Origin of the sequence: Dyadobacter sp. CY326 (assembly GCF_021390515.1) — a bacterium.
Taxonomy (GTDB): Bacteria; Bacteroidota; Bacteroidia; order Cytophagales; family Spirosomataceae; genus Dyadobacter.
The window spans coordinates 902,814-923,101 of sequence record NZ_JAJUXI010000003.1 but is presented as its reverse complement, the minus strand read 5'-3'; the positions used below and the strand labels follow the sequence as shown (position 1 = coordinate 923,101).

At 46.4% G+C, this 20,288-nt stretch carries 16 protein-coding genes; 11 read left to right on the top strand and 5 right to left on the bottom strand.

Annotated features, from left to right (window positions below):
• Nucleotides 1-151: 151 nt before the first annotated feature.
• From LZG73_RS08295 to LZG73_RS08280, 4 genes are all read left to right on the top strand, one after another.
• On the top strand, nt 152-1,402 hold the full coding sequence (locus tag LZG73_RS08295; RefSeq protein ID WP_233847500.1) for a styrene monooxygenase/indole monooxygenase family protein: 1,251 nt from the start codon (nt 152-154) through the stop codon (nt 1,400-1,402).
• A 52-nt stretch (nt 1,403-1,454) separates the two neighbouring features.
• On the top strand, nt 1,455-2,462 hold the full coding sequence (locus tag LZG73_RS08290; RefSeq protein ID WP_233847498.1) for a class I SAM-dependent methyltransferase: 1,008 nt from the start codon (nt 1,455-1,457) through the stop codon (nt 2,460-2,462).
• 53 nt (nt 2,463-2,515) lie between these two features.
• Nucleotides 2,516-3,826, top strand: coding sequence for a hypothetical protein (locus LZG73_RS08285; RefSeq protein WP_233847496.1), 1,311 nt, complete (start codon nt 2,516-2,518; stop codon nt 3,824-3,826).
• Nucleotides 3,827-4,169: 343 nt separating this feature from the next.
• The gene (locus tag LZG73_RS08280) at nt 4,170-4,496 is read left to right on the top strand and encodes a hypothetical protein (RefSeq protein WP_233847494.1); all 327 of its coding nucleotides are present in this window, start codon (nt 4,170-4,172) and stop codon (nt 4,494-4,496) included.
• 132 nt (nt 4,497-4,628) lie between these two features.
• Here the strand turns inward: LZG73_RS08280 and LZG73_RS08275 are convergent, their stop codons facing one another.
• The gene (locus LZG73_RS08275) at nt 4,629-5,015 is read right to left on the bottom strand and encodes a nuclear transport factor 2 family protein (RefSeq protein WP_233847492.1); all 387 of its coding nucleotides are present in this window, start codon (nt 5,013-5,015) and stop codon (nt 4,629-4,631) included.
• An 87-nt stretch (nt 5,016-5,102) separates the two neighbouring features.
• Nucleotides 5,103-5,501 (bottom strand): nuclear transport factor 2 family protein, encoded by a 399-nt coding sequence (locus LZG73_RS08270; protein WP_233847490.1) that lies wholly within the window; start codon nt 5,499-5,501, stop codon nt 5,103-5,105.
• Nucleotides 5,502-5,644: 143 nt separating this feature from the next.
• Between LZG73_RS08270 and LZG73_RS08265 the strand changes: the two genes are divergently transcribed.
• Nucleotides 5,645-6,691 carry an AraC family transcriptional regulator gene (locus tag LZG73_RS08265; RefSeq protein ID WP_233847488.1) on the top strand — a complete coding sequence of 349 codons (1,047 nt, stop codon included), beginning with the start codon at nt 5,645-5,647 and terminating at the stop codon, nt 6,689-6,691.
• A 565-nt stretch (nt 6,692-7,256) separates the two neighbouring features.
• Here the strand turns inward: LZG73_RS08265 and LZG73_RS08260 are convergent.
• From LZG73_RS08260 to LZG73_RS25470, 3 genes are all read right to left on the bottom strand, one after another.
• Entirely contained in the window at nt 7,257-7,622 is a 366-nt protein-coding gene (locus LZG73_RS08260) for a hypothetical protein (RefSeq protein WP_233847563.1), read from the bottom strand.
• A complete protein-coding gene (locus LZG73_RS08255; protein ID WP_233847486.1) occupies nt 7,622-7,897 on the bottom strand; it encodes a hypothetical protein in 276 nt (91 codons plus the stop codon). Before LZG73_RS08255 ends, LZG73_RS08260 begins: the two co-directional genes overlap by 1 nt.
• A gap of 206 nt (nt 7,898-8,103) precedes the next feature.
• Complete coding sequence (locus LZG73_RS25470) at nt 8,104-8,238, bottom strand: hypothetical protein (RefSeq protein WP_255697032.1); 135 nt, start codon at nt 8,236-8,238, stop codon at nt 8,104-8,106.
• A 359-nt stretch (nt 8,239-8,597) separates the two neighbouring features.
• On the opposite strand from LZG73_RS25470, the gene LZG73_RS08250 reads away from it, so the two are divergent.
• The 6 genes from LZG73_RS08250 to LZG73_RS08225 all read left to right on the top strand — a co-directional run bounded on the left by LZG73_RS08250 (nt 8,598) and on the right by LZG73_RS08225 (nt 20,287).
• Entirely contained in the window at nt 8,598-9,896 is a 1,299-nt protein-coding gene (locus LZG73_RS08250) for a tyrosinase family protein (RefSeq protein WP_233847484.1), read from the top strand.
• A gap of 6 nt (nt 9,897-9,902) precedes the next feature.
• Nucleotides 9,903-10,898, top strand: a complete 996-nt coding sequence (locus LZG73_RS08245; protein ID WP_233847483.1) for a HEAT repeat domain-containing protein — start codon at nt 9,903-9,905, stop codon at nt 10,896-10,898.
• Between the two features lie 7 nt (nt 10,899-10,905).
• Nucleotides 10,906-12,504, top strand: a complete 1,599-nt coding sequence (locus LZG73_RS08240) for an SCO family protein (protein WP_233847482.1) — start codon at nt 10,906-10,908, stop codon at nt 12,502-12,504.
• 4 nt (nt 12,505-12,508) lie between these two features.
• On the top strand, nt 12,509-13,492 hold the full coding sequence (locus LZG73_RS08235; RefSeq protein ID WP_233847481.1) for a hypothetical protein: 984 nt from the start codon (nt 12,509-12,511) through the stop codon (nt 13,490-13,492).
• A 63-nt stretch (nt 13,493-13,555) separates the two neighbouring features.
• Entirely contained in the window at nt 13,556-16,963 is a 3,408-nt protein-coding gene (locus LZG73_RS08230) for a DUF6603 domain-containing protein (RefSeq protein ID WP_233847480.1), read from the top strand.
• A gap of 69 nt (nt 16,964-17,032) precedes the next feature.
• Entirely contained in the window at nt 17,033-20,287 is a 3,255-nt protein-coding gene (locus LZG73_RS08225) for a hypothetical protein (RefSeq protein WP_233847479.1), read from the top strand.
• Nucleotide 20,288 lies beyond the last annotated feature (1 nt).

Sequence of the window (20,288 nt, the reverse complement as noted above, 5' to 3'; positions counted from 1 at the left end):
AATGTAAAGGTAGGAATCAGCATTTGCCGTCAAATTCACGCAGCCCGATTTTTATAATTTTTTATACTTTTTAAGGAGTTCTTTCGATTTGCTCACGGCGCACGGCATTACCTTTGTCACTGTCAAAACGAAATTAAAACTTTAAGAATCAATGAGAAAGATAGCAATTATGGGAGCCGGCCAGTCGGGATTGCACCTGGCGATTAGACTTGTCAAAAACGGGTATGATGTGACGATCATTTCGGAACGCTCAGCAGAAGAAATTTTCAATGGCCAGCCGACAGGTGCTACGTATCTTTTTCACGATTCATTGCAACTGGAACGCGAGCTGGGCCTGGACTTTTGGAGCGACACCGCTTATCATTCAACGGGCTTTAATATTAATTTTGGTAAGACCGACGGCAACTTCGCATTTGGCATCAAATCCCGCACCAGCAAGCCTGGCGTATCCATTGACCAGCGTCTGAAATTTTACCAATGGATCAAGCTTTTTGAAAAGCTGGGCGGAAAGTTTGTGGTTAGTGACACAACGCCTTCCGATCTACTGGCCTGCACATCGCAGTTTGATCTGGTGATCGTTTCCTCGGGGAAAGGCCCGCTGGCAAGGTTATTCACCAAAGACGAGGAGCGCTCCACGCACGAAAAGCCTGCCCGTAAGCTCGTGCAGCTGCATATCAATGATTTTGAACACAGTGATAAAACCAAATTTACTTCTATAACCCTGGACGCACTCTTGGGCGGCGGGGAAATCATTACGGCCCCGTTTTATCAAAAAGATGACATTCAATGTTCTTTTGTGCTTTTAGAATGTATCCCGGGCGGCCCGATGGATGTTTTTGACGAGGCAACAACCGCTTCGGAATTGCTGGAAAAAGCAAAAGAAATGATCCGGACCTACTTGCCCTGGCGCTACCCGGCTTTTGAAAATGCGGAAGTGATCGCAGACAATGCGTTTCTGAAAGGAGCATTCACGCCGGTTGTGCGCAAACCGGTTGTTCAGCTCAATTCCACTGCGGCGGTACTTGGGGTGGGGGATACGGTTATTTTAAATGATCCTATCGTGGGCCAGGGCGGTAATAATGCATCCAAAATGGCCAACGTATATGCCAAAGCGATCATTGCAAGAGGCAATGAGCCTTTCGATATTGAATGGATGAATCAGACTTTTGAAGAATTCTGGAATTACTCGAAATATGTCAACCGGTTCTCCGACATTTTCCTTGCACCAGCACAGCCGCACGTGGTAGAAGTACTGGGCGCAGCCACACAAAACCCTGAAATCGCCTCCGACTTTGTCAACGGCTTCAACCATCCGCCTGCTATTTTCCCCTGGCTTGATGATGCGGAAGAAGCTAAAAAATACCTGGCCAACAAAGCCACGACGGCCGAAGCTGTGATGTAAAATGGGTTGCAGGTAACCAAAACATTATTTACTCAACTAAAAATTTTATTTAATGAACAAGCTCAGCCTTGCATTCCCAGCGAATGCAGAACAAGAGACCTATGTCTCTGTTCAAACAAAAAGTGACTTCGAATTTCAGTCTGCTGCCATTTCCATGCTGTATAGAATGGTCTCGAATGGCGGGCCGGAGGAACATGATTATCCGGCTATTGATGAATTGATGCAGCAATTGTATCGCATGAAGCAAAATGGTCTGATTGGTCAAAGGGAAACGGCCTTTCTGCAAAGCATATTTGAGGATGAATTTCTGAGAAACACGATTCATGGTTACGTTTTACGCAAGCCGCTGGGTTATGCAGGCGATTATGCATTGATCGACATGATCTACACTTATGATAGTTTCGGCCACCCGGCTTACCAAAACTGGGACCGCTACTTTCACTATCATGCCGCCACGCAGGCAGTCCGTAACCGGAAAGCATTCTTCAAAAGCAAACTGCTTGAAAAGTTGGAAGGCCGCAAGTCACCCCTGAATTTGCTGAATGTAGCCAGCGGCCCAGCCAGGGATTTATTCGAGCTTTATCAGATGGTCGATCCGGCTATGCTTAATACAACCTGCGTGGATATTGATGCGGATGCCGTAGCATTTGCGAGTGAACTCTGTCGGCCGTTTGAGAACCAGATACATTTCCGCCGGCAAAATGTGCTGCGTTTTTCGGGTGCCGAGAAATACGATGTGATCTGGTCAGCAGGGCTTTTCGATTATTTTGAAGACCGTGTTTTCATCCTGGCGCTCAAAAGATTACTCACTTTTCTCCAACCAGGCGGCGAGATCCTGATCGGTAATTTCTCAGAAAACAACCCAACCAGAGGTTATATGGAGATTTTCGGCGAGTGGGTGCTAATTCACAGGAGCGTAGAAGAATTGAAACGCCTGTCCATAGAAGCCGGGGTGCATTCAGAAAACATCACAGTCGAACAAGAGCCATTAGGCATCAATTTATTCCTCAAAATCCGCAGTGCCATACCCGCCGGGCAGTCATCCCTTTGCATGAACTAGCGTTCTGCTTTTCAGTCTTTTATTTAATTTTTCCACACCATAATTTACTCAAAATGAAAAACGCAATGCGCATGTCCTCAGCGGACGCGCAACAGAAAACGCATGCCCATTTACAATCTGTTTACTCAACTATTTATCCAATCAAAATGAAAAATCAATTTTTGAAATTAGTCACATTCTGTTTTGTTTTATTGTCATCTATGCTGGCCACCAGCTGCCGCGAAGACGAGCTATTGTCTGAGGGCCTTATAACTGAAAAAAGCCTGGATTCGACGCGTTCCGCGAAATTCGGTGTCCCTACGAAGTTTGATCAGCATGAGTTTGCGCTCAAAATTGAAACATATATGGAGCCGCTCGTAGCGGGGTTTGGCTACACCATTTACAACGATGGTGTGCCTTATTATGCAACAAACGGAGGCGACGGCTTTGCCCGCAAGCACGTGGATACGCCCATGATGCTCCACAGCGCGATTGCGAAGCAAGAGATTTCCACGGTTACGCAGTATGTAACAGCAGTAGCGATGTTGCATGCACTTCAAAAATACAATGTGCCAATAAATGCAGCAGTCTGGCCTTATCTTCCCAAATATTGGACTATAAGCAAAGATTTCAAGGCCGTTACTTTTGAAAGGCTGCTTGCACACCGCTCAGGACTAATCGATTATCACGATTACAAAAAACTTTCCTTGACCGTAGGCGGGGTGCTTGATAAAAACGCTTTTGATAAAAATGAAAGGGTGAACAGTGATGTCAATTACCTGCTGTTAGGCGTTATCCTGCCTTATCTGGAGGCCAAAAAACTTGCTGCCCAGGGAAACACCACCAAGTTAAACAAGCTCGAATCCGTGAATAATAATTTCATCGAGTATGGTGAGCAATATCGGGCCTATGTAAGGAGCAATGTATTTAAGGCAGCTGGATTGGCTAATTCCTCAGTGATCGACTGGCGTGGATGGAATGAAAATGGCACGATCCTATCCAGCGCTGCGAATATGGGATACCCAACTAAAAACGGAAGCGAGCCGGGACTTCCAAAAGAACTGCACCTTGTCGATTGCGGGGTTACAGGCCTGTATATGAGCGCAGAACAGTTTGCAAAATTCCAGTCGGCCGTGGCACAATTCAGGGTGATCAGTTTTGATAACCTGAATCTGATGAAGTCCAAAATGCTTGGCTTTGACGGCAGTATCGCTGGTAACAAGAGCATTTATTATTGGAAGAAAGGATCGGAAAACAATTCCGAAGCGATGATTATGGATTTTGGAAAAGTGCAGGTCGCAGTCTTTGCCACATCAACCCACAGCCAGATCACAGATCCTAAGATCCTGGCGCAGTTTTACGATGCTTCCTTTAAAAATCTTTAAGTGAATCAAACCGCAGCAAAATAGAGATAGGTTGAACTCAAACTTGCTCGAGTATTCTTTTCAAAAAAGCCAGTGTTCATCGAAACGCTGGCTTTAAGCACTTACCTGTATTTTGAACGGCTGAACAACGTTGTTCGATTAACGACAATTCTCGACCGCAACTAAAAAGTTGGATCCAATCAGACAGTCTCGCACAAATTACCCAGACTACCCCAAAATATGTAATTAACGGCATAATAACACCTAAAACCAGGGAATCACCTTTTAATAAAGAATTATCAGATAATTACGTACGAAATGAAATTCAACATATCTTGATAGACCGAACCAAACCAACATCAACATGAATTACAAATACTTTCTTGTTTTTGCTTTTGGCCTATTGTTAGCCATGGCGCTATCATCGAATACCCTTCAAGATAGCAAGGCAGCACCAGATGCTGTTTCGGCGACACCTTCTGCCGCAAAATATACTTATAGGACGTCATGGATTACACCCAAAGACCCTAGGGACGCCGCCATCAGAATTGCGAAAGAAGCAAACTATAATGCCACGATTGGCTATTCTCTTAAAGAAATTGTTAACCTGCAGACCGTTATCAACACCTCGAAAAAAGATGTCACAATCTCCGAAGAGTCAATTGTTCTTGTATTTGAGAAAAAACTGTAGTGCAGGTTTGCTAGGTTGACGAAGGCATAGGTAATGCGAAATAAAAGGATACAAAGTTAGGACTGCCAGATCTGAGCTTGTTATAAAAATTTCCTAACAGCAAATTGCAAAAAGTGATTAAAAAAGCAACAATTATGTGGTCAAAGCCAGGACAAGGCCGAAGCTGTCTTCCAAAAGTCGATATTTGACGATTAGCCCATCTGAAACAGTGATTTCCATAAAGAAAAGCGATTTGAAAACCTTTCCTGTTTTCAGCATTCTTGTTTCAAAATGCCCCGAGGTTATCACTGTATTGACATCGACAGCCAAGTGATCAATTCTGCCCGACAGCGCTTCTGTGTCTGCCCATAATAGCTCATAAAATTCCCTGACTTCCCTTCGGCTCCTTCTTTCCCCTAGCCAGGGGGCGATTGTTTGGTTGCCAGGGATATGCCAATCCAGCTGCTCGGCGAAACATCCGCAAACAGCATTCAAATCACGGCTGGTCAAGGCCGCAAAAAATTCAGTAACTACCTGCATGGCAGGTTTTACCTGTAATAATTTGTTTTCATGCATTAGGTAACAACAATTAATGGTGACTTGTTATTTCTGTGTGGATAAGAAACATCAGCTTTTCCAAAAATCATCTTCCTGCTGTTGATCAGTTGAAAAAACTTCTACTTTGCTAATCTTATCGGAAGCTATCGTATACACGTCGATATTGGTGACATTAAGGATAGCCCCGGAAGGTTTTAGTGCTGTCCAATCAAGTACTGCGGCAACACGATCATCATTGACACTAATTGTTTTGAACCCCATTAATTGCAGTGTATTACCGGACACTTCAAACATTTTCCCCACCATCTCGAACACCTTTTCTTTCGAATTTTTCTCACCGGAAATCTCGTTGTTGCCCGGCTGTGACCACCGTACGTGAGCATCGAGTAAGTCAGCGACTTTTGCAAGATCAACTGTCTTTACTGCATTCAAAAATTCATTTACTACTATGGCTGGATCTGTGCTCATGATCTATTATGTTTTAGTTCGGCAACAAATGTCAGATCTTGCCTTCACTAAGAAGTTACCTATAAACGACTTCGGTTTATCATTTCGCGCCAAGTGTTGGCAGGCCAAAAGCAATGCGATACTTTTGAGTAAAAGCTTTTTTCATGGAGAATCATCATAAAAAGTTAATGTTCAGTTTGGTGGCTCATGCAGCCCAGCGAGACATTCCGGCGGGGCTGCTGTTGCGGTCGTCAAATATCACTTTTGAAGAAATGCATGATCTAAGTGCGCCACTTAGCACTAAGCAGATTTCAGATATTTGGCTCAATGCCATACGTTTAACAAAAGATAATTTGTTTGGGCTGCATTTTGGAGAATCGTTGCAGCTAGCCGCGCTCGGAGTTGTCGGAGAGATCATCAAGACCAGCGAAACAGTAGGAGATGCACTGATCTCAGCGGCCAGATTGACCCACTTGATATCAGAAACGATACGATTGGAAGTGATTAAAATGGATCAGTATTTTTCAGTTTTGTTTATACCAATAGACAAAAACTGGCGGCAAGACGTGGTCACTGTTCAAATGTTGGATTTGCTGCTGGTATTGGTAATACATGAACTTGATGGCTTGATGTTGCAAAAACTAAGTCCCACCTGGGCCAGTCATGCTGGCGCTTTGACAAAGCCAACAGAATATGAACGGGTGTTGCGCTGTCGGCCTGAGACCAGCGCGGACAGCACCGAATTGAGATTTGACAATACTTTTTGGAATGAAAGGATTATCACCTCTAACTATCAACATCAAAAATTATTATTGGAGCAGGCAGGCATAACCCTTAGCATCGACAGTAAACAATCTCGTCTGGCAGACCGCATATCCAATTATCTTACCTGCAATTCCTACATGGGAATGATTATGCTGGAAGATATTGCTTCTAATTTTGCAATTAGTCCCCGGACGCTGCAACGTCGGCTAAGGCAAGAAGGTATCAGTTTCCAGCAATTGACCGACGAAGTCAGGAAGACACAGGCGCTCGCATATCTTCAAGAAGGGTCTTATCTGGCTAAGGAAATCTCATATCTGCTAGGCTATAATGAACTGAGTGCCTTTACGAGAACCTTCAAACGGTGGACTGGCCAGACTCCTGCGGCTTATCGGCAGAATTTTCTTAATTGTAAATTAAAGCCAGGTAAGATTATAGAAATCATTTAATAAATTTATTTTAGGCTAATCAGGCAGTTCCGAATCGTTAAATAACTTTCACTATGTTAGGCAATTGGCTAGGTCGTTTCGAAACACGGACTGACAAGTTAGGAGCTCAGCCTTGACTGCTATTTGCTTTAAGCCGTCCTCTATACGGCGACCATTATGCAAATCTGTTTCCTTCAGAATTACGATAACAGGCAAACTATACCAGTTGAAAAAACTCTAACCAATTCTTGCTTAAAAGCATATTCAAAACTAACTTTAAATATGGATTTGCAGTTCTAACAGTTCGAGTGAGTAAATCGAGAGTATCTTGATAAACATCTTACAAATTGTTGATTACCAGTAAGTTATATTTAAGGTTCTGCACTCGTTGGGTGCACCAGATAGCTTATCAAAAATAATCAAAACCCTGCAAATCAATGATTTACGGGGTTTTTGTTTGGCTCGACACACCTTTGCAGCAACCGTAACATTGTCCAACATTGTCCCTATTAAGAGTGTTTCAAAAATGTTAGGTCATAAGGATTCGAGAACTTGCATGACGTGCAGTGTTTTACTTTCGAATGTGTCATTGCAAAACGATCTTCGGCAATTGTGCCTCAAAAAGAGTGGTGAATTGCTGGGCAGTCAGTATGTGTCCCTGTTTTTGTGCGTTGTTTGCAACGCTGTAACCAAATGCGGCAGCAGCCATTCTTTGTGTTGGTGTTCCATGGTGACCATCACTTGTAAATGAGCAATCGCCAATATTGAAAAACACCTGCATAAACTGTTTCACTGTGGCGGTGAATGCTGCCAAAATTCCCTCCCCCATGATAATCTTATCAGGAATGTTGGCGAATGGCGGATAGTTAAAACCCTGCAAAGCAAATGCATTGAATGTGAAAATAGGGTGATCGCCCTTTCTGTATTGCGGAATCTCGTTCGTCAGTTCCACTACATGTCGGCAAGCAAAGCAGCAGTCGTCGGGTCTACATCGAATGCAGCCACATATGTCCGAACAATCTTATCGCGGTTGAGCAACATGATGCCATGCATGGCCGCAAGTATAATGTCATCGGACGGAATGTTCCAAAACCGTTTAATATCCTTAAATGTCTTGGTAAGCTTTTGGGTATACTCACCCTTCACGCCAATATATTGGTTGGCAAAGCTATTTTCAAAGACAAATGCGTCGTAAGTTGGCAGATCCAGCATTGCGAAGTCGAGCACATAGCCAATAATTTCGTTATTCCAATCAGCTAGTTGCTGATCCAGCTATTGTGTAATTGCCGTGTTATCGTTGCATGGGGTTTCTACCAGCTTTAAGGCTTTGAGTATCATATTCCGATACTCCGGGTGCATTTTCAAGACCAGCTCAGCGCTTTGGCGTTGCTTTTTTTGACCGCTAACAGGTAATGATGCCGGGCCTTACTTAATTATGCCTTCAATTCGGCGGAAAGTCGCGCTGCATTCCGGGCATTTTGCAATTCGGTGGAGCTAACCGCACTTTCCTTTTCAATGTCTTTCTGGCAACTTGTGATCAGTACCAGTGAAAGGGCGACGGTCGCCATTAAACGTTAGAAACGTTTCATAAATAGTTTGTTGGTTTAAATTGTCAGAGAAATAAGATAATATTTTCATTTGATTTCATCAATTTGACCTAGCTTCCGGATCGAGGGAAGGATGAAACATAAGCGCAATAACATAGTGCTTTGACCGCTAACTAAATAGCTGGTTAAGGCTTGGTTATATATAAATATTTTATCATATAATTGTGTTAGCCAGTTCATAGAGATCTGGTAAACCTCCCCTCATTGCAATAAGTCATTACAAGGCATCGCACCACACAGCCATTATCAGCTTCGGATCACACATTCTGGAATAAGCGCTTTCTTTTGAAGTAAGGGATTTTGTCTAAACAGTTGTTAAAATGGGAAGTTTGACAAAAAAAGACAAGGCAGCCAACGCCGGCCTCGAAAGGGCCAGAGCCATTCCTCCTAACACAGCACCTACAACAACTGCAACTGTTGAAATCACGATCAACGGCGCCGCCTCGGGCAATGTATACCTGGGCTGGCAGCTATGCGCATGCAGCATCCGGATCGCCAACCAGCCGCAGCAAGCATTAAATGTTACCCTCAAAAACAAAAGCACTGCTGGTGGCGGACAGATCAGGTTCAGGACCACCTACACGGGCGCTGCGCAAGACACGCTCGCACTCACACTGCCCGGAAACGGCACACCCGTAAATTTCTTCATCGGCGGAAAATTCGGTTCCCCAAGTGTTGACGATCAGGACAATTCGCTGGTCGCGGTCGAAACCGCATCAAACGCCGTTTTGGCAGAGAGGACGTTTATGGTTCGGGTTAGGAAAAATTCGGAAAGCCTGACAACTGCGGAAAGGGACATATTTCTTAACGCGGTCGCCACACTTAACAGTAGCGCTGCCGAGTATCAGCGCTATCTAGATGGACATGGCGACAAAGCGAATAATGAAATCCATGGCCGTCCCTCATTTTTACCCTGGCACCGCGCATTTGTCCTGGATTATGAACGCAGGTTACAGGCAATAGACCCGCGAGTTTCCCTTCCCTATTGGCGATTTGACGAGCCTGCACCGAAGTTGTTTTCTCGGGACTTTATGGGTGGGACAATTGCCGGAGATGGTCAGATTGTCAATCCTACAAATCCATTACACACCTACACGCCAATCATCGTCCGAGTTCCTAGATTCGATACAGTGACCCAAGCGGCGTTTGTTATGAGTCAGAAGGATACAATTGAAAGCAGAGGTGCTGACTTTTTACCATTCTCTGACATGGAGGATAACCCACACGGATTCGCACATACAAGCTTCACCGCCGGAGATCGGATTAGAAATGTAGCCGAGGCAACAATGGACCCACTGTTTTTTATGCTGCATGGTAACGTTGACAGATTGTGGGCAAAATGGCAGAAAGATAATAATCGCTGGGTTGTAACCAATCCCAGTACATACAGTCCTCAGTCGGGGAACAGAATAGGTGAAAATGCAGGTGATACGATGTGGCCTTGGAATGGAGATACAACATTTCCAAGGCCAGATATAGCAACAGGCGGGCATATGCCGCAACTGACCTTTCCGGCGAAGCCATCCCCACTAATTACGGTCGCTGAAACAATAGACTACATTGGGAGGATAGAAGCGAACAGAACACATTTCGATTACGATGATGTATCCTTTGAATAGCTAAAAATGGAAAATCAAAATGGAAATCAATTTGAGGATGATGCCAAGTTAAAGGATCAGCGATATCAAAAGTTATTGCATAATTTCATTGAGGCTTCAGGATCAATTGCGCTAATTAAGACTTTAACCGAAATTCCGCACATTACGGGAGATTCAGCCGAGGAAAAGGCGTACGGGCTTATCATTGGTAAAGATCAGGACGTAAATGTCAGAGTTTTGGCCGTACAGAAGATAAGCAAGGTAATCGGTTCCAATCCTGCTATGATAACCGAATGTTTAGACATACTTCGGGACGAGCAGGAACCTAGTGACCTTCGTCATGAAGTTTTGAATGTTTTGGAAGCCTTGGAATTTTGGTCACAAACCTTCAAATCGATGCGTCCACAATATTTTGAAGCGCTTTACGAGCTGTTAGGTAGTCCTGTCAAAAGTTTGGTCGAAGACGCCACAGGTATACTAGCCATTCACAAGGATTTAGAAGTTCAAAACAGGCTTTTAGTAGGTCTCCAAACCAACACTGAACCTCTTGTTTCTGCTGCGAAAGCCATTCAGTTACTATCATACGATATCCATTTTAACTTCCATTCCACTGTTCGGGATATTCTCCTCAATCCTGACACTCCAGACGATGTCAGGGTCCAGGCTGTACATGCATTAACAACAGATATGGGCTCAAAAGAGGTTATTTCAAGCATCTTAGAGGACAAACGGCAATCGCAAAATGTACGCCTAGCTTCCGTGGCTGCCTTGCAAAGCGCTTATCCTTCGGAATTTATTGCGCTGGGCAAGCCAGTTGTATTGGATGATTCGGATGATCAGGAGGTCAGAGCGGCTAGTTTGAATGCATTAATGTTTATTCGTGACTCCGAACAAGTTTTCAATGATTCTGATTTCGTTGAAAAAGTGAACAAAATAAGTACACCTAGGGCCATGGGCAGCTTAAATAAACGAACGACGGACATGTTCTTAGAAAAGGCAAATAAGTTTTTAGACAAAAAATAAAATTCGCATGTACGCACCGCTCGACAACCGCAAAATTAAATCGCACAGCTTCCCTAGCAGTGTGGAATGTGCTGTGGATGAAGTGCGAAGTCTTGCAGTTCCTGCCCAAGCCCTTTTGCCTTTCCTGAAGCATCAGCATCCAGCATATAAAGGAATGAGTACGAATGAGACAAAAAGAACAAGAGCTTTTCTCTTTGAGGCTTTCAGCCTTGCCGGGCTGCCTGAGCAGGCTTTGCCATATGTTTTGGAAGTACTGGAATCAGAACACCACGCTTATCTTGTTGCAGGAGCGTCCATGGCCATTAGAGGGATGAAAAAACCATTTCCAAAAGTGGCATTCTATCTGATTCAGGCAATACAGAATGTGAAAATTGCGGACAGGTACGTATCGTTTGGACCGGGCCACCAGCGGTATCAAACTACTGCAATGCATGAAATATGCAAGACGCTACAATGGTTGGGAGGAACGATATCGGAGGTTTTGGAAGATATTAAGTCGTTGATAACGGACCCCTATTTAAGTAACGAAATCAAAGGGGAACTTTATAAAGTCATCCAGCTAGTTGAAAAAGATATAGTTTCAGGCGAAACCAGCTGCTGCGACATGGCGCTGAGCCATACAAAAAAAAGGAAGGACTCTCGAAAACATAGGTTAGGGAATAGCCTAAAACACATACTGCTTCAAGATCAGAACGGCCATGAAATAGAATTTAACGAATATTTTACCGGAAAGCCTTCATTGGTTGTGTTCTTTTATACGCGTTGCGAAAATCCTGCTAAATGTTCACTGACAATATCCAGGCTTCGCGAGCTGCAGGGAAAAATAGAGGCTGTGAGCATTAGCGGTGATGTTAGGATAGCGGCTATCACCTATGATCCTGAACACGATGATCCCATACGCTTGAAAGCATATGCTGAGGCGCGGGGAATGACGTTAGATAGTCACAACAGTGTTTTCAGGGTTACAGCTCACATGCAGGACTTATTCAAGTTTTTCGATACGGGCGTCAACTTCATGGGATCACTTGTGAATCATCACGCCACCGAAGTTTTTATATTGGATCATAAAGGAAATTTAGTAAAAGAATTCAGGCAATTGCGCTGGAATACAGCCGATGTGATAGCGGAATTGAAAGAATGTCTAGAAAAGCAAAGTCGGGTTACAAAACGATTGATAAGCAATTTTAAAGATAAATTTGAGTCGCTCACTTCTCCTATCCTCAGTTTTCTCATTGTCTTTTTCCCAAAATGCCCGTTCTGCCTTGCTGCTTACATGAGCGTAATCGGGATTACCAACATTCATTTCTTGCGGTTTGCCACCAAGCTGCTGCCGCTTTTTGTCATCCTGCTTTGCATTAACCTTTACGCATTATACAAAGGCGCGCGACGGCGTAACGGACTTTTACCATTTTATCTGAGCCTGGCCGGGCTGGCCTGCATTGTTCTGTTAAGTCAAGTTTTTGGCATTCAAAGCGCAGGCTATCTGGCCATCTGCTTCATGCTAACGGGCGCACTTTTGAACAGCATGCCGCGTGAAAAATTCGTGAAGTTGAAACTGGGATTTTTGGAGTTAATGCAAATGAATTTTCGACAAATCAACCGATAACATTATGCCGGTCCGCAAAACAGAAACCAGAATTCCGACAGGCATGCAGCCTGCTGACCTCGGCCAGGCGGTGGTGGCTTCCGACAGCCGGTGCGCGTTGATTTCATTTGTGCCAAATCCGGTTGTAGTGGCCAGGGAAAACACTTACGTGTTGCTGGTAACCGATCCGGGCCTGGCTTCCGCAACGCAGTCATTTGAATGGTCTTTTGTGGAAAATGAAGGCGCTCCGATTGTTCAAACCACCGATTTTGGCGAAAAAGCCTACACGCCTACTGCAACGGGAAGCTTAGCCATAACCGTAAAATTATTGGGAGCAGCAAATGCCATTCAGGCAGAATTATCCATGCAGCAAGCCATCGTCGTCAGCAGCGTGCCTCTGGAAACGCTTATCGATCAGGCCGTTTCAAGCACTGGCCCCACGGCTGGAAGTCCGGATGTGCTGCGGGAGCTGATCAATGAGCATAACCTTTATTATCAAAATGTTGCCCTGCAAGCAGCCGAGGCAGGAGAGGGGTTTAAGAAATTCGTTTTCAGTATGGTTTATGACGGCGCATCCAGGAAAAACAGGGCTGAGCGCAAAGCAATCCTGAATGAGCTGGCGGCATCCATCAACACATCTTCTGTGGATTTTGCAACGGCCTCGTCTTCCGGTGCGGGCGTTTGTGAAATCCGGCCGCTATTGCTTTCCATGATCATTCCGGGCATGACCGCCTGGACTTTGCTCCCCGAAGACGTTGCGCAGCGGCGCGTTCAGATGGACAGTCTTTTGCAGGCGCTGGCTGCCATGGATGAAGCCAAACAAATCGATCTGTTCAACATTATCCGCTTTCCCAAAAGCAACATTATTTACTGCGGGCGCATACTCGAAGCCTTGCGTAACGCATATTTCAACACCACCAATTTCGAGGATGTCTTGTCTGGAATGTCCGGGGCAAGATCGCAGTGGATTATCGGGCAATATCGTCAGGGACCGGTCGTCAGGAGCTGACGCACCTTCGTTTTAATTGGAAACAGGAAATTTATAAAATTCATGACGTAAAGGAATAGCTGTATGCCTGATGTTTTAAAATCCGTTCTTACCCAAACCGGACTTGCCATGGCTCCGCTTCGCGGAGTGCAGTCCCCTGATCAAGCCGTTGCGCTCTTTCGCAAGCTTGGCTACGAAATTCCTTCAGGGGCTTTCGGCGGCGCCTTGTCTGGGATGGCTGGTAAAGGCGGTGAGCTCGTCACGGCAGTACAGGAACTGGCAGCCGCGTCCGGAGAGGCGGGCATAGCGGCCGCCATTGGGAATGTTTTTGGACGGGTGGTCGCCTTAATTGACGCCATCAAACAGCTGCATAATGCGATCAAAGCGGCAGGAGGAGCAGGCATTCCCAACATCGATGATCTGCCGCGAAGGCTGACGGATTACCTGATGCTGGAATATTTCAGTCGCCAGAAACCCGAGGTGCACGAAATGCTGCTGTTGCTCGGCCTTATAGAATATGAACAAGCACCCGCGGGCAACCAGCCCACGCGCCTGATCAACTGGGAGCGGATCGGCTGGGTTTTCACTGGTCCTGTGCAACTTTTCAATGCCACTTATCAATGGGACACCAACTTCAATTCCAGTAAATTCCTCACACGTCTCGAACGGCTCATGCAGGCTTCCGCGCTGCCGGGCGGGTTATATCCGCAGTCCGATGCTACACGCGGCTTGCTGGGCGTTACAGGTCCACAGCAGCAGGAATTGCGTTTTCCGTTTTTTCAAAAAGGCCTTACGGCAGACACTTACGCGCAATTCGGGATTACATTTTCGCCGACCGACGGCACAGACGGCAAGAAAAAAGGCATCGCTTTGCTTCCTTATCTTCTCGGCGTCGCAAATTTTCAGTTCAATGTCTGCGACCGGGGAGAGCTTGTGTTCGATTCCACAGCGCAGATAGACGGGATCGGGCTTGTGATCCGTCCGCCATTCAATGCGGAAGGTTTGTTAAATCTCAATGCTGCTTACCGGGCATCTATATTGATCCGCGAAAAACCAGACCGGGCCGAGGAAATCATCTTAATCGGATCATCTGGTGGAACGCGGCTCGCTTTGCAGGGCTTAGGCGCCAGATGGTTTGTTCAAAATGCTCAAAATAAGCTGGACGTCGGAATGGAAGGGCAGATCCAGGCAATCCGGTTGGTGATCAAAGGAGGCGATGGCGATGGGTTTTTGCAAACCGCTTTGTCGGGTGTCAATATCGTTGCGGAGGCAAATCTGGGTTTTTCATTTAGTTTGTTAAATGGATTTTCCATCAGCGGAGGCGGCAAGTTCAGCATTGATCTGCCCGTTCACATTGAATTAGGGCCGGTTGGCATCAATGGGTTAACCCTGGGGTTGGCTCCTGATAATGAAAAACTTAAACTGGAAGCCGGCGCGAATCTGAAACTGGAACTCGGCCCGCTGGTTGCCGTTGTCGAAAATATCGGTTTACAAGCTAATCTCTTTTTCCGCCAGGGAAACATTGGCCCATTGGACCTGGATGTCGACTTCAAACCGCCGGTTGGCATTGGTCTGAGCCTTGACGCGGGAATTATTAAAGGCGGAGGCTACATTCTTTTCGATGAAGCCAGAAACATGTATGCCGGTGCGCTTGAACTTTCCATCATGGACACAATCCAGGTGGCGGCGATCTGTGTCATCAACACGCGGATGCCCGACGGCAGTAAAGGCTTCTCCTTACTGATTGTCATCAGTGCAACATTCTCGCCCGGCATTTCGCTTTCCATGGGCTTCTTCCTGAGCGGGTTAGGTGGCTTATTAGGCATTCACCGCACCATCAATGTAGACGCGTTAAGGGAAGGCGTGCGGAACAATGCGGTGGACAACATTATGTTTCCCGAGGATGTGGTCAACAACATTACATCCATTATCCATGCCATCACCACCATTTTTCCACCCAAAAAAGACCAGTTCATCATTGGGTTAATGGCCCGGATCACCTGGGGCGTTCCCGCTTTGGTTACTGTCGATTTTGGGTTGATCGTTGAGTTTGCCAGCCCCGTCCGCATTGCGATTTTGGGCGTGGTCAAAATCATTCTTCCCACTGAGGAAGCCGCCGTTTTGCGCTTGCAGATCAATTTCGTGGGAATTATTGACTTTGAAAAAGGCATGCTTTCCTTCGATGCCAGTTTGTACAACTCGCGCATCCTTACTTTTACATTGGAAGGCGATATGGCCCTGCGCCTGGGTTGGGGACAAACAAAGGCCTTTGTCTTAACGATCGGAGGATTCCACCCCGCATTCAAGCCGCCGACCGACCTGCATTTACCCACACTGAAAAGACTCACGTTAACGATCCTGGCCGACAACCCGAAGCTGGTCCTGACCTGTTATTTCGCAGTAACATCCAACACCATTCAATTCGGCGCCCGACTCGATCTGCTTTTCAGCATATCATCATTCAGCATTGTCGGTTATCTCTATTTCGATGTTTTGTTCCAATTTTCGCCTTTCATGTTCATTGCGGGCATTGGCGCGGGACTTGCCGTGAAACTGGGAAGCACGGTGCTTTTTTCGATCACCCTCGATTTCGAGCTTTCCGGTCCGACACCATGGCATGCAAAAGGCACGGCGTCTTTCAGCATTCTCTTCTTTACCATTAAGGTGCGGTTTGATGAAGAATGGGGAGACAAAAGCAGCATCGAGCTCCCGACCATTGCTGTGCTTCCAAAAGCCATGCAAGCAATGTCTCTGGATGCGAACTGGACGGCGGAATTGCCTGCCAATCGGTCGAGCCTGGTGAGTTTGCGGGACATTCCGCAGGAGCCGGGCAAGGTGATTTTGCAACCATTCGGGTCGTTCAAGATTAGTCAGACGATTGTTCCTATTGCCCAGCTTCTTGAAAAATTCGGTGAAAACCGTCCGGCTGACGTTAACAAGGTAGACATTTCCAAAGTGATGATCGGCGACATGGAAGTGGCCCGGGAATATCCGACGGAAGCATTTGCGCCCGCCATGTTCAAGAATATGGAGGATAAGGACAAGCTGAGCGCTCCGTCTTACGAACAAATGAAAAGCGGCATCCGCATCACCGAAACGAATAAGATCCACGTCAACCACAGGGCAAACCGCAAGGTTGAGTACGAGGTTAAAGTGTCTGATTTTGACCCCACGCCAGAGCCGGAACTTATTTTGTCCAATTTTGATAAATCCATTTTCAAACTGATGGCCAAAGGCGGGGCCATAGGAAACTCCGTGCTCTCCAAAGAAAGTGCCTTCAAAAAAGTGAAGCAAATCGGGGCAGACGTGGATGTGCACGATGAGACATTCATGATCGTCGATAAGTTCAATATGGCCCAGGTTGCGCACAGCGGCTTTTCGGCAGGCAGTTTTTCAGATGCGTCGGATACGATGAAGTCGCTGCTTAATGCAGATCCCGGATTGAAAGGAAAAATAAAAGTCGTCCCTGCATATCATCTGGAAATGGTCTGAGGCGCACTTGCCGATTTCCGTTTCAATCATTCAAATCAACCTTTTGCAAAACAAGAATCCCGAGAAACCATGGCCGATATAGCGCACTATTCATTTATTCCCTGGTTTCGTCAGGGGCTCAATTCGCAGATCATCGAAAAAGATCACCTTGGATTGGGGAACGCAACGGCTTTGGAAAGGGCCAACCTTCAAGTCCAGATCACCTTGCAAGCTGAAAATTTGGAAGGGGGAGGCAATGAACAAACGGTTGCCAAGGTCATCCAGGTTGTGGGCCCGGGCGACATTCTAAACGTGAGCAACAAAGTTTTGATCCGGGTTAATCCTGCTCCCAATGTCAACAACTACGAAGCCAATAACCTGGCTTACATGGAGTTTTACGAAGAAGATTTTTTATGGCGCTTCACGCCAGCCTCACCCAACGAGGCCAATAATAAGCGGCTGCGTCCCTGGCTCGCGCTGATCGTTTTGAAAAATGAAGAATATACATTGAAGCAACTGCCGGATTCGCTTCCTTTTGTGTCTGTCAAGAAGGAATTTTTCAATGACGCATTCCATAATCCCGCCGAAACCTGGGCCTGGGCGCACGTGCATTTCAACGAAACATTGGAAGAAAGCGACATTGAGCAACTCAAAACAAGAGTAACCAACGAGCTGAATGCTGACTCGGACTCAGCGCTGAGCAGGTTGCTTTGCCCAAGGAAATTGACCAAAAGCACGGCCTATCGCGCATTCCTGATCCCGGCCTTCGAAACGGGCAGGCGGTCCGGCCTGGGCCTGGACATTGCGGGGTTGGTGGCGCAGGATGCGGCATGGACATTGGCTGCGCAACAGGAATCACGGCCGCGCGGATTCGACTTTCCTGTTTATTATCAATGGACTTTCCAGACCAGCAATGATGGTGACTTTGAAACGCTCGTGACGAAGTTGAAACCGATTGTTATGGAGCCAGAATCTGGGATGATGCCCATGGATGTTCAGGAGCTGGGTTATGGACTGGATCAGAAAATGGCCATCAAAACCATGGGAATGGAGGCCGCATTGCGCCCGCCCTCATTTCAAACCATTCGTAAAAATTTCCCCGATCAGCCAGATGAAACGGTTGTTTTTGAGCAATTAAGGGACTTTCTGAATCTTTCACCATCGATCAGCGAGCCCGCCAACTCAGGAAGCGCCACTGCCAAGAACCCATGGACCGACGCGCCTTTTTCTGCTGATCCTATGATCGTTCCGCCCGTGTATGGTGCGTGGCACGGACAGGCCGAAAACCTGGAAACGGGCGTGAATTTTCCGTGGCTTAAAGAGCTGAACCTTGATTTTCGAAACCGTGCGGCCGCAGGTTTAGGAACAAAAGTCATCCAGAAACATCAGGAAACGCTCATGAACCGCGCGTGGCAGCAAGTGGGCAAAGTGAATGAGGCCAACAACAAGATCAATGAGGCATTTCTGAGCAAGCTGGTTAACAATGCCATTTTCAAGAAGCATATGCTGGGTGCGAAAACAGATAAATTCGTTCGCACAACCGGCGCTGTCCAGCACCTTGTTTGGAATGCGGCAAAGAATGCTACGATCACCCAAGAAATCCATCAGAGCGCCATACCGGCCGTTGCGCAAACCCCTGCATTTCAGAAAATCACCCGGCCAACGCATTTGACCAAAAAACTTGCCCTTAACAAAGACATTATCTCCAATTTCAACAAGGCGAATGACAGCCCGATTGCCGTTACGGCAGCAAAACTTAAAACGCCCCCTTCGGCTGCATTGACGCTGCAACGGGCCACCCAGCTCGTTTCTGCCGCAGATGCTTTTTACCAATCCAATGTGCTTAACCTAGCCAAGGACATATTTTTTTCGCTTCTTAACACAACACCCGTGGCAGGGAATGATTTGAATACTGCGCAAACAGGCTTGCAAAGCGCATTAAGCATCCAACCAGGCCTTCCGGCAGAGGTGATTACAACCGTGACGGGCATGATCAACAACATGCAGACCTATTCCAAAAATGCGGAGGAAGAAGTAGAAGTGGGTATCGCGGATGCACAATATGTGGCCATGTTTGACAATTTCAGCGGAGGCAGGAGTTATGCAAATGCCAAGGTCGTCAACATGGCGTCGACCAAACCCATTGCAGAAGTGACGTCGTCAAAAGACGTTCAGAATTACAAAAACAATCTGCAATTGTTTGGCGCAAAGCTAAATGCAATGCCAACAGTCAGGGTCCGGCAGCCGCTCGCAGAGAGCTTGTCGTCTGTAAAAAGCAACATTATTGCCCAGCTGAAACCCGACTTCACGCTCAGGCATCGGGTAGGGCACACCATTAAAATCTGGGACGGAAATGTATTCAAGCCGGTTAAAGAACTCAAAACCGTGATGGCTTATCCCGAATTTCATGAGCCTTCCTATGAATATCTGGAAGAAATTTCGCAGAATTTTATCTTGCCCAATGTCGACAAGCTGCCCAGAAATGTGATCACGCTGCTGGAAACGAACAACCGTTTCATCGAATCTTTTCTGGCTGGGCTAAACCACGAAATGGCCAGGGAATTGCTTTGGAGAGAATATCCGACGGATCAGAGCGGTTCTTATTTTCAGCAGTTCTGGAACATTAAGGACAACATTTTCGAGAATGATCCCAACAAGAAAAAGGATATTCTGCCCATGAACGAATGGGCAAAGGATCTCGGTTTTCATCGTCCGGGCGAAAGCAAGGACATTCTCGTGCTCGTGGTGCGAGGCGATCTTTTCAAAAAATATCCCAGCACCATGGTTTATTCCCAAAAGGCGAAATATGCCGTTCCTGACGCTTCGAAAGCTCGAAAACTGCTAGATCCGGTGTCCAAGGAAACCACCAAATTTCCGCTCTTCAAGGCAGAGCTCAAACCTGATATCACGCTTTTCGGCTTTGACCTTACTGCCGAAGAAGCAAATGGCGACCGGATAACGGAACGCAACGGAAGCACCGCTGGCAAGAATCCGGGATGGTTTTTCGTGTTTAAAGAAAGGGCCGGGCAAACGCAATTCGGGCTCGATGACTACACGACCGAAACCGGTGACACCACGCAAATGCCCACCGGCAGGCCCGCAACCTGGAACGATTTCACGTGGGAGCACCTAGTAGACCAGAAAAATCAGCTTGAAAACTTTCAGCTGAATTTTAGCAAAGCAATGTCGATCACCGATGCCAATGGCGTCAAAGACAAATACTTTAACGAAGTCCCGTCGTGGGCGAACAATGCTGCCGAAGTGGCCTCGATCCTTTACCAGGACCCGGTTTTGATTGCCAGGCATGCGGGTGAAATGCTGAATGAAGATTTGCTGAATTTATAAC

Coding starts and splice junctions, on each gene's coding strand:
- LZG73_RS08295 (WP_233847500.1), top strand. CDS start 152: ATGAGAAAGATAGCAATTATGGGAGCCGGCCAGTCGGGATTGCACCTG.
- LZG73_RS08290 (WP_233847498.1), top strand. CDS start 1,455: ATGAACAAGCTCAGCCTTGCATTCCCAGCGAATGCAGAACAAGAGACC.
- LZG73_RS08285 (WP_233847496.1), top strand. CDS start 2,516: ATGAAAAACGCAATGCGCATGTCCTCAGCGGACGCGCAACAGAAAACG.
- LZG73_RS08280 (WP_233847494.1), top strand. CDS start 4,170: ATGAATTACAAATACTTTCTTGTTTTTGCTTTTGGCCTATTGTTAGCC.
- LZG73_RS08275 (WP_233847492.1), bottom strand. CDS start 5,015: ATGCAGGTAGTTACTGAATTTTTTGCGGCCTTGACCAGCCGTGATTTG.
- LZG73_RS08270 (WP_233847490.1), bottom strand. CDS start 5,501: ATGAGCACAGATCCAGCCATAGTAGTAAATGAATTTTTGAATGCAGTA.
- LZG73_RS08265 (WP_233847488.1), top strand. CDS start 5,645: ATGGAGAATCATCATAAAAAGTTAATGTTCAGTTTGGTGGCTCATGCA.
- LZG73_RS25470 (WP_255697032.1), bottom strand. CDS start 8,238: ATGGCGACCGTCGCCCTTTCACTGGTACTGATCACAAGTTGCCAGAAA.
- LZG73_RS08250 (WP_233847484.1), top strand. CDS start 8,598: ATGGGAAGTTTGACAAAAAAAGACAAGGCAGCCAACGCCGGCCTCGAA.
- LZG73_RS08245 (WP_233847483.1), top strand. CDS start 9,903: ATGGAAAATCAAAATGGAAATCAATTTGAGGATGATGCCAAGTTAAAG.
- LZG73_RS08240 (WP_233847482.1), top strand. CDS start 10,906: ATGTACGCACCGCTCGACAACCGCAAAATTAAATCGCACAGCTTCCCT.
- LZG73_RS08235 (WP_233847481.1), top strand. CDS start 12,509: ATGCCGGTCCGCAAAACAGAAACCAGAATTCCGACAGGCATGCAGCCT.
- LZG73_RS08230 (WP_233847480.1), top strand. CDS start 13,556: ATGCCTGATGTTTTAAAATCCGTTCTTACCCAAACCGGACTTGCCATG.
- LZG73_RS08225 (WP_233847479.1), top strand. CDS start 17,033: ATGGCCGATATAGCGCACTATTCATTTATTCCCTGGTTTCGTCAGGGG.